The organism is Actinomyces bouchesdurhonensis (genome assembly GCF_963540955.1).
Classification (GTDB): Bacteria; Actinomycetota; Actinomycetes; order Actinomycetales; family Actinomycetaceae; genus Pauljensenia; species Pauljensenia bouchesdurhonensis.
This window is the reverse complement of record NZ_CAUTSL010000058.1, coordinates 1-14,268: the sequence shown is the minus strand read 5'-3', so window position 1 is coordinate 14,268 and position 14,268 is coordinate 1. Positions and strand designations below refer to the sequence as shown.

At 66.2% G+C, this 14,268-nt stretch carries 14 protein-coding genes; 4 read left to right on the top strand and 10 right to left on the bottom strand.

Going from position 1 to position 14,268, the window contains the following annotated elements:
• Positions 1–252: 252 nt before the first annotated feature.
• Positions 253–1,758: a glutamate--tRNA ligase gene (gene gltX, locus RYL44_RS08780; RefSeq protein ID WP_276739813.1), complete on the bottom strand. Its 1,506-nt coding sequence runs from the start codon at positions 1,756–1,758 to the stop codon at positions 253–255.
• A gap of 144 nt (positions 1,759–1,902) precedes the next feature.
• Between gltX and RYL44_RS08775 the strand changes: the two genes are divergently transcribed.
• Positions 1,903–3,075 carry a MalY/PatB family protein gene (locus tag RYL44_RS08775; RefSeq protein ID WP_314975741.1) on the top strand — a complete coding sequence of 391 codons (1,173 nt, stop codon included), beginning with the start codon at positions 1,903–1,905 and terminating at the stop codon, positions 3,073–3,075.
• An 82-nt stretch (positions 3,076–3,157) separates the two neighbouring features.
• On the opposite strand, the gene RYL44_RS08770 is transcribed toward RYL44_RS08775, so the two are convergent.
• From RYL44_RS08770 to RYL44_RS08755, 4 genes are all read right to left on the bottom strand, one after another.
• Positions 3,158–3,955 (bottom strand): purine-nucleoside phosphorylase, encoded by a 798-nt coding sequence (locus RYL44_RS08770; protein WP_314975739.1) that lies wholly within the window; start codon positions 3,953–3,955, stop codon positions 3,158–3,160.
• The gene (locus RYL44_RS08765; protein WP_314975740.1) at positions 3,952–5,397 is read right to left on the bottom strand and encodes a purine-cytosine permease family protein; all 1,446 of its coding nucleotides are present in this window, start codon (positions 5,395–5,397) and stop codon (positions 3,952–3,954) included. The genes RYL44_RS08770 and RYL44_RS08765 overlap by 4 nt, the downstream gene beginning before the upstream one ends.
• 103 nt (positions 5,398–5,500) lie before the next feature.
• Positions 5,501–6,268, bottom strand: coding sequence for a fumarylacetoacetate hydrolase family protein (locus tag RYL44_RS08760; protein WP_314975738.1), 768 nt, complete (start codon positions 6,266–6,268; stop codon positions 5,501–5,503).
• A gap of 197 nt (positions 6,269–6,465) precedes the next feature.
• Entirely contained in the window at positions 6,466–7,950 is a 1,485-nt protein-coding gene (locus RYL44_RS08755) for an alanine/glycine:cation symporter family protein (protein ID WP_314975737.1), read from the bottom strand.
• 107 nt (positions 7,951–8,057) lie between these two features.
• Between RYL44_RS08755 and RYL44_RS08750 the strand changes: the two genes are divergently transcribed.
• Positions 8,058–8,222, top strand: coding sequence for a hypothetical protein (locus RYL44_RS08750; RefSeq protein WP_314975736.1), 165 nt, complete (start codon positions 8,058–8,060; stop codon positions 8,220–8,222).
• A 4-nt stretch (positions 8,223–8,226) separates the two neighbouring features.
• Positions 8,227–10,980, top strand: coding sequence for a DEAD/DEAH box helicase (locus RYL44_RS08745; RefSeq protein ID WP_314975735.1), 2,754 nt, complete (start codon positions 8,227–8,229; stop codon positions 10,978–10,980).
• Positions 10,981–11,102: 122 nt separating this feature from the next.
• Here RYL44_RS08745 and RYL44_RS08740 read toward each other — a convergent pair whose 3' ends face one another.
• The 5 genes from RYL44_RS08740 to RYL44_RS08720 form a co-directional block, all read right to left on the bottom strand.
• Positions 11,103–11,531, bottom strand: a complete 429-nt coding sequence (locus RYL44_RS08740) for a bleomycin resistance protein (RefSeq protein WP_314975734.1) — start codon at positions 11,529–11,531, stop codon at positions 11,103–11,105.
• Between the two features lie 53 nt (positions 11,532–11,584).
• Positions 11,585–12,265, bottom strand: a complete 681-nt coding sequence (locus tag RYL44_RS08735) for a Pr6Pr family membrane protein (protein ID WP_314975733.1) — start codon at positions 12,263–12,265, stop codon at positions 11,585–11,587.
• Entirely contained in the window at positions 12,258–12,401 is a 144-nt protein-coding gene (locus RYL44_RS08730; RefSeq protein ID WP_159430583.1) for a hypothetical protein, read from the bottom strand. Before RYL44_RS08730 ends, RYL44_RS08735 begins: the two co-directional genes overlap by 8 nt.
• A 338-nt stretch (positions 12,402–12,739) precedes the next feature.
• Positions 12,740–13,249, bottom strand: coding sequence for a Cys-tRNA(Pro) deacylase (gene ybaK, locus RYL44_RS08725; RefSeq protein ID WP_314975732.1), 510 nt, complete (start codon positions 13,247–13,249; stop codon positions 12,740–12,742).
• 19 nt (positions 13,250–13,268) lie between these two features.
• Positions 13,269–13,658 (bottom strand): YccF domain-containing protein, encoded by a 390-nt coding sequence (locus RYL44_RS08720; RefSeq protein ID WP_314768360.1) that lies wholly within the window; start codon positions 13,656–13,658, stop codon positions 13,269–13,271.
• A 115-nt stretch (positions 13,659–13,773) separates the two neighbouring features.
• Here RYL44_RS08720 and RYL44_RS08715 point away from each other — a divergent pair.
• On the top strand, positions 13,774–14,268 hold a 495-nt coding region (locus RYL44_RS08715), incomplete at its 3' end, for an alanine racemase (RefSeq protein ID WP_314975731.1).

The following is a 14,268-nucleotide window of genomic DNA, read 5'->3' as shown; positions in this document are numbered from 1 at the left end:
AACCAGAATCAGCTGTGTTGCCAATTACACCATACCCCATTGGGTATCACCCGCTCCGCTCTCACGTCGCTGGCGACAGGAGATAACTCTAGCGGACACTCCCACGACTGCCAAATCGAATGACCGTGGCACCCATCACGCCTGGCGAGTGGCCGCCCGACACACCCGAGCGACCGCTCGAGGCACGCGCCCCACAACGAAGCCCGGCCTCGTCCCACAAGAGGGCGACGAGGCCGGGGCCGAGCGCGGTGATCAGGCCAAGGAAGCGCGCAGACCGCGCAAGCGAGCCAGCGAAGAATCGCGGCCCAGAATCTCCATGGACTCAAACAACGGGGGCGAAACCTGGCGACCGGTGACAGCCACACGCAGGGGGCCAAAGGCCAAACGAGGCTTCACGCCCATCCCTTCGACGATGCGCTCACGCAATGCCGCTTCAATCGCAGCGGTCGTGAACTCCCCCAGGCCCTCGACGGTCTCAATAGCGACATCCAGGACATCCGCGGCATTCTCTTTCAGCTTGGAGACCGCCTTCTCGTCCACTTCCAGAGCATCATCATCAACGAAAAGGAAGCCAAGCATACCCGTGGCCTCACCCAGCAGCTGGATACGCGTCTGAATAAGCGGAGCAGCGTGCGTGAGGATCTCACGCTCACGCTCGGTCAATTCATCAAAGGAACCGGCACAGACGAGACCATCACGGTGCAGGAAGGGCACCAGACGACCCTTAAAATCCTCGCCGTCGAGCAGGCGAATGTGCTCAGCATTGATAGCGACAGCCTTCTTCTGGTCAAAACGCGCCGGGTTCGGATTCACGTCCGAAATATCGAAGGCACTCGCCATCTCCTCCATGGAGAAGATGTCACGGTCCGGAGCAATCGACCATCCCAGGAGGGCCAGGTAATTGTTGAGGCCCTCGGGAATCATGCCGGCGGCCTTGTGAAGCAGAAGATTCGACTCAGGGTCACGCTTGGAGAGCTTCTTGTTCCCCTCACCCATGACGTAGGGCAAGTGGCCGAAACGCGGCATGAACTTCGCGACGCCAATGGCCTCAAGCGCGCGGTACAGGACGATCTGGCGAGGCGTCGAGGACAGAAGATCCTCGCCGCGCAGCACATGGGTGACTTCCATGAGCGCGTCGTCGATCGGGTTGACCAGCGTGTAAAGCGGATGACCGTTGGCACGCACAATGACGTAGTCCGGGACGGAGCCAGCCTTAAAAGTGATCTCACCACGGATCAGATCCGTGAACGTGATGTCCTCATCCGGCATGCGCAGGCGCAGGACCGGCTGGCGCCCCTCAGCGCGGTAGGCCGCGATCTGTTCCTCCGTCAGGTCGCGGTCGAAACCGTCGTAGCCAAGCTTGGGATCCTCGCCCTTGGCGCGGTGGCGCTCTTCGACCTCTTCAGGGGTCGAGAAGGACTCATACGCGTAGCCGGCCTCAAGCAGTCGGGCAGCCACATCACGGTAGATGTCCATACGTTCGCTCTGACGGTAGGGGCCGTGCGGGCCCCCCTTACCGATACCCTCGTCCCAGTCGAGGCCCAGCCACTGCAGGGACTCAATGATCTGGTCGAAAGACTCCTGGGAGTCGCGGGCCGCATCCGTGTCTTCGATGCGGAAGACGAAGGTTCCTCCCGTGTGACGGGCGTAGGCCCAGTTGAACAGGCACGTGCGGACCATGCCGACGTGAGGGGTTCCTGTGGGCGAGGGGCAGAAGCGGACGCGAACGTCGGCACCGGTGGCAGTTGTTTCACTCATGATTCCCCCATCCTACTCCAGCGCTGGCTGTTGCATTTGCTTGATGGGCGGGCGCGCTGCGACGCGCGCCGGGCGCGCGAATACGCTGGTCGCATGACCGGGATCGGCACCGCCCGCATCCGCCGCAACGTAATGGAGGACACCGTGTCCGTTCGACTCTTTTCCGACTCCCACCTCTACCGCACCGGCTCCCTGAAATGGACCGGTATCACGACCACGAAGGGCGAACCAACGATTGGCGCATGGGTGGCGGAGATGGACTTCGGGACGGCGCCGGAAGTGGCCGACGCGATGAAGGGAGCGATCGACGATGGCTTGCTCGGCTACCAACCGACCTGGCTGGAGCCGCGCATCGCGGGGGCGACCGCAGAGTTCCAGAAGCGTCGCTTCGGCTGGGACGTGAACGCTTCGCACGTTCGTCTCGTGGCCTCAGTCCTGCCCGCTCTGGAGGCGACAATCAAGCACCTCGTGCGCCCGGGCGCCCCGATCATCGTCCCGACCCCCGCCTACATGCCCTTCCTGACAATTCCGGGCAAGTTCGACCACCCCATCATCGAGGTGCCCTCGCTGCGCGGCACGCGCGCCGGCGGGCGCGGCTGGGCGCTCGACATGGAGGGGATTCGCGCGGGTCTCGAGGCCAGGGCCGGCCTGGTTATCCTGTGTAACCCGTGGAACCCGGTCGGCCGCGTCCTGCGTGAGGACGAGCTGCGAGCCCTGCACGAGGTGGTCTCCGACTACGACGCCCTCGTGTTCTCCGACGAGATCCACTCCTCTTTGGTGCTGGATGAGCAGGTCCCCTTCGTCTCCTACGCGAGCCTCGGCCCTACGTTCGCCTCCCACACGGTGACGGCGACCGCCGCGTCGAAGGGGTGGAACATCGCAGGGCTTCCCTCCGCGCAGGTGATCCTGCCCGACGAGGCGTTGCGGCAGCGCTGGGACGTGTTTGCCGCCGACGTGCGCCACGACGCCAACGTCATCGGCACGCTCGGAGCCATCGCCGCCTACGAACGCGGCGACGCCTGGCAGCGCGAGGTCAAGAATCTGATCCGCTCGAACGTGGACCTGGTGGAGCGCGCCCTGGCTGACACTCCCATCGACTTCGTGCGCCCCGAGGGCACGTATCTGACGTGGTGGGGATTCGAGGGCGTGGACCTGGGCCCCCTCTCCCCCGCCGCAACGCTGCGCGAACGCGCCCGCATCGCCGCCAACGAGGGCCGCACCCTGGGCGCGGACTACGCCTCGTGGGCGCGCATCAACCTGGCGTGCGCACCCGACGTGGCCTCGCGGATCGTGGAGCGGGTCCTCGGCCTGCTCTGATCTTCTCTCGCGCGAGACGAGGCCGTGGCCGGGAACGATGGACATCCACCTTCCGGCCACGGCCTCGTCTGCGTTCGTGTACTCAGGCTTTCAGAGCCTCCTCGATGCCGGCAACCACGGTCTGCCGAGCCGCGGACGCAGCCTCGACAACAGCGGTCGGATCGGTGGGCGCGTCGGCGAAGGACAGGTCAGAAACGACCGACATGCCGGCGACGCGCACGCCCAAGGCGTGCAGGGTGATCGCCTCCATGACGGTCGACATGCCCACGCAGTCCACACCAAGGCCCGCGAGAATGCGGCTCTCAGCCACGGTCTGGTACTCGGGACCGCGCAAGATCGCGTAAGTACCCTCACGTTGGCACACCCCACGCAGAACCCCCGTCATACACGCGTCCCACACGGTCGACACGTCCAGGAACAGCGGCCCATCGAAGGGCGAGGCGCCACTGAGATTCACGTGGTCGGTAATCGCCATGACGTCACCCAGGTTCCAGGGCTTCAGACAGCCGTTCGCGTTCGTAAGGACCGCGCGACTGATACCCGCGGCCGCAGCGGCGCGGACCAGGGCCGTGACAGGTCGGGCACCCATCCCCTCGTAGAGATGGGTGCGGCCTGTGGCCACGAGAACCACTGACCCACCACACTCATAGGCACGCAACTCGCCGCCGTGCCCGTCCGCGACCGGCGCAACAACGCCGGGGATGTCTCCCAGGGGAACCATGCCCGCAGGAACGCCCCAGGCCTCGTCGAGGGCATCGGCCAGGCCGGAACCAAGCACGACGAGCGCGTCGGGGCGTCCAGCGAGGTCAGTGAGGACACGACCGCCGACCACGGCCTCGTCGTCCAAGAGAGCCTGGGGGAAGCGCGGGTCGACGCTCACCGCTCGCCCTCTTCCACGCCCTGCGCGTACGTGCGCGAGGCCAGCTTCTCCTGCGTGCGCACGCGCCCCGCGCTGGTCAGCCAGTAGCCGACGAAACCCACGACCATTGCTAGGAGGATGCCGATATTGGCGCCCGCCCAGTCACCCTCGCGACCACCCAGGGGGCCGAGGAGGTAGCCCTGCCAGGACAGCCAGGAGGCACTCGCGTTCACGACCAGGCCCCAGCCCACCAGCGAGCCGACGATCAGGGAGGCGACCGCACCCCAGTTCACCGAGCCGTAGCGGCCCGACGGCGTGAAGAGGGAGGGCTCGTCGTAGTCCTTGCGACGCAGCGCGATGTCCGCGAGCATGACGCCACCCCACGCGGCGATCACAACACCCAGGGTCGTGAGGAACGCCGTGAAGGGGGTCAGGAAGGAGTCCGCGAAGAACACGACGACGATCGTTCCGACCGTCATGATCGTGCCGTCAATCGCGGTCGCGACCGGGCGCGAGACGGGCACGCCCGTGGCCAGAAGCGACAGGCCCGACGAGTAGATGTCCATGACGATGCCGCCGATCAGGCCCAGGATCGCGACCAGCGCGAAAGGAATCAGGAACCACGTCGGCAGCAGCGTGGTGAGCGCGCCGATCGGGTCATTGCCGATTGCATCAGAGAGGGACTCGTTCGCCGAGCCGACCAGGAGAATGCCGAAGAAGACGAGGATGACCGTGGGCAGCGCCGCGCCGAGCGTCGTCCACCCGACCACGCCCCGCGTCGAGGCCGCGCGAGGCAGGTAGCGCGAGTAGTCGGCGGCCGCGTTAATCCATCCGAAGCCGAAGCCCACGAGGAGCATGCAACCCGCACCCAGGACCGCGGTCAGTGGAGCCGAGGGACGCTCAGACAGAACAGCAAAGTCGATCGTCGGAGCGACCAGCACCAGGTAGACGATCGTCAGGGCCGCCGTGGCCCACGTGATCCACGTCTGAACCTTCATGATCGCCTCGAAACCGAGGATGCCCGAGCCTGCCGCCAGGACGACGACGAGGATCAGGGCGATGATCTGTGCGACGACATGGTTCGTGAAGCCGAGCGCCCCCATGACGGTGGCCGTGGCCTGGACGGCCATGATCGCCAGGAAGGTCTCCCAGCCCACCGTCAGGATCCACGAGATCGCCGCCGACACGCGGTTGCCGTTGAAGCCGAAGGCCGCGCGCGACAGGACCAGCGTCGGCGCGGAGCCGCGCTTGCCGGCGATAGCGATGAGGCCGCACACGACGAAGGAGAGCGCGACGCCCACGACAGACACGACGATCGCCTGGGCCAGGGAGAGGCCGAAGCCGAGGACCCACGAGCCCCACGAGATACCCAGGACCGAGATGTTCGCCGCGAACCACGGCATGAACAGGTCGGAGGGTTTCCCCTTGCGATCGGATTCGGGGATGACGTCCAGGCCGGCCATTTCGACGGCCAGAGCGCCCGATGACTGGGGTTCGCTCACGGTGTGCTCCTATGCGACGGAGATATTGTCAAAGCGACGTAATTCTATCACAGAGGCCACACGATTAAGCGCGAACGACGGGATTCGTCAGGCGTCCAATGCCCTCAATCTCGATCTCCACGCGATCGCCAGCATCCACGCGGCCACAACCCGCGGGAGCACCCGTGGCGATCACGTCGCCGGGCAACAGCGTCATCTGGTGGGACACGTAGGAAACCAACTCAAAGGGGTCCCAGATCATGTGCGCAGTCGAGCTGTCCTGCGCCTTCTCCCCGTTCAGGTAGGAGCGGATCGCCAGGTTCGTGACGTCAAGGGCGGGGTCTACCGTGATCCACGGTCCCAGCGGGCACGCCGAGTCGAAGGACTTTCCGCGCGACCAGGGGCCACCCGTCATGGCGTCGCGGGCAGTCGCATCGTTGGCGATCGTGTAGCCGAGGATGACCTGCGGCGCGTCCGAGGCGCCCACGTCCTTGGCCAGCGACTTGATGACAATCGCGAGCTCACCTTCGAAGATCACATCGCTCGACCATGCGGGGATCGCAATCGGATCATCCGGGCCGATGACAGATGTATTGGCCTTCAGGAAGATCGGCGGATCGGGCCGCTCATCGGAACCAATCGGTGCATCCGAGTAATTGTTGCCGATGCCCACAACCTTGGAGCGCGGGATCACCGGGGAGAGCAGGCGCACCTCATCCAGCTCGTAGATCAGGCCGGAGGGCTCCACGGGCGAAAACAGCGGGTCACCTTTAAGTCCCACAATTCTCGTCGACCCCTCCTCGAGGGCACCGTACACCGGATTCGTACCATCGGAAAAACGTGCAATTCTCATGGCAGTAGCCTAACCCGCGCGGCACGGAAGGCGAGCGGGTGAAGCGCAGTCGGCTGCCAGGCCTGGGCCAAGAGGGAATAGACGAGGCCGGGCAACGGTAGCGGAATGCACAGGGTCCGGCACGCGCGTAGGCGTTCCGGACCCGGGTGCGCGTCGGGTGCGCGAGGCATACCCCACGCACCCGACAATCCACACTGTCAGCGCTTCTTCTCCTTGGGACGCTTCCAGACGCCGCCTGGAACGTCGCCGGGTAGGAGCGGGTTGCCCCGACCGACGAAAACGGGGTCGTCGACGCCAGCCTTGCGCTGGGCCTGGTAATCCTTGAGCGCGCCAACGACCCAGCGCGACAGGAACACGAGGGCCACCAGGTTCGTGATCGTCATGACGGCCATCGCGATGTCGACGGCGTTCCACACGACATCGAGGCTCAGCAGGGCGCCGATCGTCGCCGAGGCCACGCACACGACGCGCACAGTCCAGGTCGCCCAACGCGCGTCGCCGAACACGAAGGACATGTTGGTGTCGGAGTAGACGTAGGCCGCGATGACCGATGAGTACGCCAGGACGAAGATCAGGATGGCCATGGGGACGATCGTCCACGCGCCCAGCTCGTTGGCGACGGCGAGGGTCGTCAGGTTCGAGGGATCCACGCCCTCGCCGCCCCACACGTCGGGACCTGCGAGCAGGATGACGAAGGCGGTCGCGGTGCACACGACGATGGTGTCGATGAAGACGCCGAGGGACTGGATGAGGCCCTGGCGCACAGGGTGGGACACGGTCGCGGTCGCCGCCGCGTTCGGAGCGGTACCCTGGCCGGCCTCGTTGGAGAAGAGGCCGCGCTTGGTGCCGTTGATCATCGCGGCGATGATGCCGCCGCCCAGGCCGCCGACCGTTGCCTGAGCAGAGAAAGCAGACGCAAAGATCTGGCCCAGCACGACGCCGAACTGCGTGATGTTCAAGAGGCAGATGATCGCGACCATGATGACGTAGATCGTCGCCATGATTGGGGCCATCCACTCTGTGACGCGGGCGACCGTACGAATGCCGCCGAAGATGACCATCGCCGAGAAGACGAAGATCAGGCCCGCGATCGTCAGCTGCGCCGCGGAGAAGCCGCCCGCGCCGGCCAGGGGCTGCTGAGCGGCCTCTCCGAATGCGCTCGTGAGCGTACCGGCGATCGCATTGGACTGCACGGAGGTGATGACGACACCGCAAGTAATGACGGTGATGACGGCGAAAATGTTGGCTAGCGTGCGGTTCTTCATACCGCGCTTCATGTAGTAAGCGGGGCCGCCTCGAAAAGAGCCGTCCGAGTGTTTGACCTTGAAAATCTGGGCGAGCGTCGCCTCGAAGAACGCAGTAGCCATGCCGACCAGGGCCACGACCCACATCCAGAAGATCGCGCCGGGACCACCCATGAGCAGCGCGGCCGCAACGCCGAACACATTGCCGATGCCCACGCGCGCGGCCAGCGAGATCGCGAAGGCCTGGAAGGAGGAAATACCGCCCTCAGCACCCTTGCGCGAGTCCAAGACGGTGCGGATCATCTCCGGGAAGAAGCGCACCTGGACAGCCAGGGAACGTCCCGTGAGGAAGAGGCCCACGCCGATCAGGATGACGATCGTCAGGTGCATCGTGATCCAATCGGCGATGTCCTTTTCGATCGCAGCTATCTGTTCCACAGGAACCTCCCGGGGTGTCTATCGACGAGGCCGTGGTTACGTCACGGGACCTCGCGCACTTCGCGGGCCGCGCCCGCGCATTGTATGGGACCTGTTCATCTTGCCACATGGCTGAGGTTACGGCGCGTAACGTCTCGATGTGTGCGCGCCGTCGCCTCGATGCTCTCACCCACCGTCGCATGTTCGTGTGTGCCGCCTCGGCCTCGTCGATGAGCTGCGGGAAGGCCGCGGCACTGCGGGGACGCAGACGTGGGCGCACTCTGGGACAATGAGGGCATGAGCGCGACTTTGAACGAGATCCTGGACGACCTGGAGGATGAGGGGCGTCTGAGCGACGATGATGCCCTGTACGAGGCCTTCACGTCTTGGGCGCAGGGCACTGGGCGTCCGCTCTACCCTCACCAGGAGGAGGCCCTGGTGGAGATCCTGGCGGGCAACCACGTGATTGCGGCGACCCCCACGGGGTCGGGCAAGTCGATGATCGCGCTGGCCGCGCACTTCACGTCGATGGCCCACGGGGGGCGCTCCTACTACACGGCGCCGCTCAAGGCCCTGGTGTCGGAGAAGTTTTTTGATCTGGTGTCCCTGTTCGGCGCGGATAACGTCGGCATGGTGACCGGCGACGTGTCCTTGAACGCCGACGCGCCCATCATCTGCTGCACGGCCGAGATCCTGGCGAATCAGTCGCTGCGCGAGGGTCCCACGCTGGACGCGGACATGATCGTCATGGACGAGTTCCACTTCTACGGGGATCGCCAGCGCGGCTGGGCGTGGCAGGTGCCGCTCCTGGAGCTGAGGAGCCCGCAGGTGGTGGCGATGAGCGCGACGCTGGGCGACACGACGCGTTTCGAGCGGGCATGGAAGGAGCGCACCGGGCGCGACGTGTCCCTCATCGACGACGCGGAGCGTCCCGTGCCCCTCGAGTTCGAGTACGTCGTGGACCGCCTGCACGACACGGTTGAGCGGCTGTTGGGCGAGGGCCGCTGGCCCGTCTACATCGTGCACTTCTCTCAGCGCGACGCGGTGGCGACCGCGCAGTCGTTCGACCGCTCCTCACTGTTGTCTCCGGAGCAGAAGAAGGCGATTGCCGCGCAGCTGGCGGGCGTGTCGTTTACGAAGGGCTTCGGGCAGACCCTGAAGTCGCTGCTCGCGCAGGGCATCGGCGTGCACCACGCGGGCATGCTGCCGCGCTACCGCCGCCTCGTCGAGCGCCTCACGCAGGCTGGCCTGCTGCCGATCGTGTGCGGCACGGACACGCTGGGCGTGGGCATCAACGTTCCGATCCGCACGGTGCTGATGACGTCACTCGTGAAGTACGACGGTCGGCGCATGCGTCACGTGAGCGCGCGCGAGTTCCACCAGATCGCGGGTCGCGCGGGCCGCGCCGGCTTCGACACGGTCGGTTTCGTGCGCGTCCTGGCCCCCGAGCACGAGGTCGACGCCGCCCGTGAGCGCGCACGCCTGAGCGCCGCACAGGAGGCCACACGCGACGCCCGCGAGGCCAAGCGCGCCGCGAAGAAGTCGGGGAAGAAGCGCAAGGGCCCGAGCGAGGGCGAAATCTCGTGGACGCGTTCGACCTTCGAGCGCCTCGTGGGCGCGGCCCCCGAGCAGCTCACGAGCCGTTTCGAGATGACGCACGCGATGGTCCTCAACGTGCTGGCAGGGGCACCCGCGGCCGGGCGCGACCCGGGCGAGCACCTCGTGTGGCTGGCGCGCAACAACGACGATCCGCCCACGGATCGCAACCCGCACCTGCGCCGCCTGGGCGAGATCTACACGTCGATGAAGCAGGCGGGCGTCGTCGAGCACGTGTCTTCTGCGCAGGCTTCGGCCTCCGGGGAGCCTCGCCTGCGCGCGGCCACCGACCTGCCGGACGACTTCGCACTCAACCAGCCGCTCTCCCCCTTCGCACTGGCGGCGCTCGAGCTGCTGGACCCGGAGTCCCCGACCTTCGCCCTGGACGTCGTCTCTGTCATCGAGTCGGTCCTGGAGGATCCGCGCCCGCTCCTGTTCGCGCAGGAGAAGGCGGCGCGCGCCGAGGCCGTGGCCGCGATGAAGGCGCAGGGCATGGAGTACGACGAGCGCATGGCCGCCCTGGAAGAGGTGACGTGGCCGCGCCCGCTCGCCGATCTGCTGGGGGACGCGTTCGCGGTGTACCTGCACGCGAACCCGTGGATCGAGGATCAGGAGATTTCCCCGAAGTCGGTCGTGCGCGAGATGATCGAGAACGCGCTGACGTTCACCGGGATCGTGGGCCGCTACGACGTAGGCCGCTCCGAGGGCATCGTGCTGCGCTACCTGACGGACGCGTACCGCGCGCTGCGCCAGATCGTGCCCGACGAGCTGATGACGGACGAGCTGCGGTCGATCATTGCGTGGCTGTCGGCGTTGATCCGCGCGGTCGACTCCTCGCTGCTGGACGAGTGGGAGGCCATGTCGACAGGGCAGGCCTTCTCCCCGGCGGCCGAGGGAGTCGGCACGGAGGGCACGGAGCTGGCGTTTGGCGCGCGGGAGGACGGGACAGTTCCGTTCAGCGCGAACCGTCACGCGTTCCGCACGGCGATCCGTGGCGCGTTGTTCGAGCGTGTGGAGGCGATGAGTCGCGACAACGTCGAGGCCTTGGCGCGCCTGGACGAGGCCTCGCGCACCCAGGTGGTCGCCCCGTGGGGCGAGGACCAGTGGGACGACGTGCTCGAGCGCTACTGGGCGGAGCACGAGTGGATCGGCATCGACCAGCGGGCGCGCGCCCTGTCGCTGTGCTCCCTGAACGAGGCGCCGACCCGGGAGGACGTGCTGGAGCTGGCCCCCGCTGTGGTGTCCTCTGATTTCGAGCGCGCCCAGGTGGCGCGCATCGAGGCGATCGCGGAAGCGGTCGATCAGGCTGGCGCAGGCACCTTCTGGCTGGCCACGCAGACCCTGTTGGACCCCGAGGAGGACATGGACTGGCGCATCGTCGCCCTCGTGGACGTGCCCGCCTCTGACGAGGCGAACCGCGTCGCCCTGGCAACGATCACGGTCGGGGCGCGGTAAATCCGTCCGGTTTCAAGGGGGGCACCGCTGGGGCGTCAGGGGCTGCCACGGCCTCGTTGATGTGGCAATTCGGATGAGTCGGGTGTGAGCGGCGCAGAGAGTCGTGGTCCCCGCCGTCCGAGTTATTCTCGCCGCGCGGGCCTCTCACCGATTTCCTGCTGGAGGCGCAGCAGGTAGCCGTCGGGATCCTGGACTAGGAACTGGCGGACTCCAATGTCGATGTCGCCCGCCCGGTACCACTTCTCTTCAGGTTCGGCGAAGATCGGCCACCCTGCCTCGGTGATGCGGTGCCATGCACCGTCCAGATTGTCGATCTGAACCTCGAGGTTGATCCCGCGGCCAAGCGGCAGCTCAAGGGGACCGGTTGCCCACGTCCTCCCGCGGTCGATCTGGTCGAGCATCAGGTGCGCGTTACCCAGGACGAGGTAGCCGAATCCTTCTTCGGGCCGCTCATAGTGGAGGGAAAAACCGACGAGGTCGCACCAAAAACGGCGCGATGCCACGTAATCGGTGACGGAAAGTTCAGGAACAAGCCCGGGTTCGTTGCTCATGGCCTCACTCTAGCGGGTACGGACGGGACTATGGTCGACAGATGCACAGTCCGTCAGCGCCGGGACGCCTTGCGGATCAGCCAGTCCGCGCCCGCGAAGAGCGCCATGAAGAGCAGGGCGCCAATCAGGATCGCCACGATGTTGATGGCGACCTGCGCGTAGCCGATGCGCCAGACGTTCACGAAGCCGTAGGGGTACTGGTGCGTGAAGGCGCCTCGCACGAGCGTGTACGCCACCCACGCGACCGGGATCAGCAGGGCGCGCCCCAGCGTCGCCCACGTGATGCCGCCGCGCGGACCCGCGAGCGCTGCCGTGCCCACGAAGGCTGCGGGGACGACGATGTGCTGCAGCGGGTTGGTGACGAGCGCGAAGCCGGACAGTGTTTCGTAGGGGCCGATCAGCGTTGCGTAGACGATAGCGGTCACCGTGATCATCATGAGGGCACACAGGTGTGTGGCTCTCCCCCACGCTCCGACGCGGCCTCGGCGCGCGAGGAGGGTCGAGATGATCGCAACCATGATGTTGGACAGCTCGGTGAAGTAGGACAGGCAATTGATGAGGCGCTCGGGGGCGCCCGCCCCGTGGGGGGCACCCGCGAACAGACCCTCCTCTATGTACGTCGCAGGAGCGTAGCCATCAAAGGCCGTAATGATGAGGGTGGCGGCGACGCCCGCCCAGGCGAGGGCGGCGACCACCCAGTAGGCGGCGCGCCCGCGGCGGCTCAGTTCAGTCATGTCGGTTGTCATCGTTCTCCCCAAATGCCTCCGCCGCAGAGCCATAGCGCGCAGCGGAAATAAGCCCAGCAGCAATCTCGCGAGCCTCGCGCATAGCTGCTTCAGTCTCTTCGCTGTACCGCAGATCTGCAGACACGATCACAGTCTCCTCGTTCCACTCTCATCTCACTCACCCGGGTGCCATTGTACGTCGAGCGATCTTCGCGCTAATACGGACCGCGGCATCGGATCAGCACGAGTCGTGGACGCGAGGTAGCACTTCCCAGCAGGGTTCCCCAACAACGTCGCACGTAATTCGTTATTCGGATCGACGCTGAGAGCTCAGAAACCGCATGATTTCAACGACCCTCATTCAAAATCTGAAGGAGAGGCAAGGGAATTACGTGCGAAATTGTGGGGGTACGAGAGTATCGGCGGCTGGGGCGAAGACCAGGCAGGAGCGTAGGACGACGACGGAAACAGGACGAGGCCGGGTCAGACCTGCGCGAGGTCCGTGACCTCCGCGTCCGTGAGCTCCACGAGGTCGAGGGGGCTCAGCTCGACGCTGAGGCCTCGGCGCCCGCCCGAGACGATCATGGTCTCGTGGTCCAGGCACGCAGAATCAATGAACAGCCGGTGGGAGGTCGTCTGTCCGAGAGGGCTGATACCGCCCACGACGTAGCCAGTGCGGCGCTGGGCGACGGCCGGGTCGGACATGGCGGCGCTCTTGGCGCCGGCCGCCTTGGCGATGAGCTTCATGGACAGGTGCGCGAGCGCGGGCACGCAGCCGACGACGAACTCTCCGGTGGGCTCCAGGCGAACCATGAGCGTCTTAAACGCTTGGGTCGGGTCGATGCCCAACTTTTCAACGGTTTCTTCGCCGAACGCCCGGGCGGCCGGGTCATGCTCGTACTCGTGAATAGTAAAAGCAACGCCGGCCGCCGTGAGCGCCTCGATGGCGCGGGTGGGGCCACCGCCGTGGTCTTTGCTGTGTTTACGAGCCATGACCCCAGTGTAGGACGCGTCAGAGGATCGAGGCCGTCGGGTCGCTAACGACGGCCTTGCCGAAGGGGAAGCAGGTGATCGGGATCATCTTCAGGTTGGCGATGGCGAGCGGGATGCCGACGATCGTGACGGCCTGCGCGGCGGCGGTGGTCACGTGACCGATGGCGAGCCAGAGGCCCGCAACCAGGAACCACACGATGTTCATGAGGGCCGAACCCGCGCCCGCGCTCGGATGGTCGACGACGCGCTTTCCGAAGGGCCACAGCACGTATCCGGCGATGCGGAAGCAGGCCACGCCCGCGGGAATCGTGACGATGAAAATGCAGGCGACGACACCCGCGAGGAGGTACCCCAGGAAGAGCGGGAGTCCCCCGAAGAAGAACCAGATGATGTTGAGCAGGGTACGCACGGCGTGTCCTTTCCTTGATCTGTGAACATTCTAGTCTGCCACGCAGGTCGGCTCAGTTCCCCCTGAGCCACCCCTGATTGCCCCCTGAAAGCGCCTCCCCGCGTACCATGATTCCATGAGTATTCCCGAGGCCATCGCCGCTGCCCGCGACCGCATCGACCGCGCCACGTCCGCGTGCGGACGCACGGATTCGGTCCACCTGGAGCTGGCCGTCAAGACGCGCACGCCCGAGGAATGCCGCGCTGCCGCAGCTGCCCTCGCCGAGGTGGGCCTGCCGATCCTGCTCGGTCACAACCGCGTGCAGGAGGCGCGCGCAACGGTGGACGCGATCCGCGAGGTGCCCGGCGCGCGCATCCACCTGATCGGCCCCCTCCAGTCCAACAAGATCAACCAGGCGCTGGCCTGCGTGGACGCGATCGAGTCGCTGGACTCCCCCGCCCTGGCCGCGAAGATCGACGCGCGCGCCACCGGCACCCTCCCCGTGTTCGTCGAGGTGAACGTCTCGGGCGAGGCCACGAAGCACGGCTGCGTCCCCACCGACGTCTCCGAGCTGATCGACGCGGTCGAGGCCTCGGCCCACCTGCAGCTCGCGGGCTTCATGACGGTGGGC

What these genes read in the sequence shown, in the direction of transcription:
- RYL44_RS08750 (WP_314975736.1), top strand. Translation starts at nt 8,058, where the DNA reads ATGGCTGAGGTTACGGCGCGTAACGTCTCGATGTGTGCGCGCCGTCGC.
- RYL44_RS08745 (WP_314975735.1), top strand. Translation starts at nt 8,227, where the DNA reads ATGAGCGCGACTTTGAACGAGATCCTGGACGACCTGGAGGATGAGGGG.
- ybaK (WP_314975732.1), bottom strand. Translation starts at nt 13,249, where the DNA reads ATGGCTCGTAAACACAGCAAAGACCACGGCGGTGGCCCCACCCGCGCC.
- RYL44_RS08760 (WP_314975738.1), bottom strand. Translation starts at nt 6,268, where the DNA reads ATGAGAATTGCACGTTTTTCCGATGGTACGAATCCGGTGTACGGTGCC.
- RYL44_RS08740 (WP_314975734.1), bottom strand. Translation starts at nt 11,531, where the DNA reads ATGAGCAACGAACCCGGGCTTGTTCCTGAACTTTCCGTCACCGATTAC.
- RYL44_RS08765 (WP_314975740.1), bottom strand. Translation starts at nt 5,397, where the DNA reads ATGGCCGGCCTGGACGTCATCCCCGAATCCGATCGCAAGGGGAAACCC.
- RYL44_RS08735 (WP_314975733.1), bottom strand. Translation starts at nt 12,265, where the DNA reads ATGACTGAACTGAGCCGCCGCGGGCGCGCCGCCTACTGGGTGGTCGCC.
- gltX (WP_276739813.1), bottom strand. Translation starts at nt 1,758, where the DNA reads ATGAGTGAAACAACTGCCACCGGTGCCGACGTTCGCGTCCGCTTCTGC.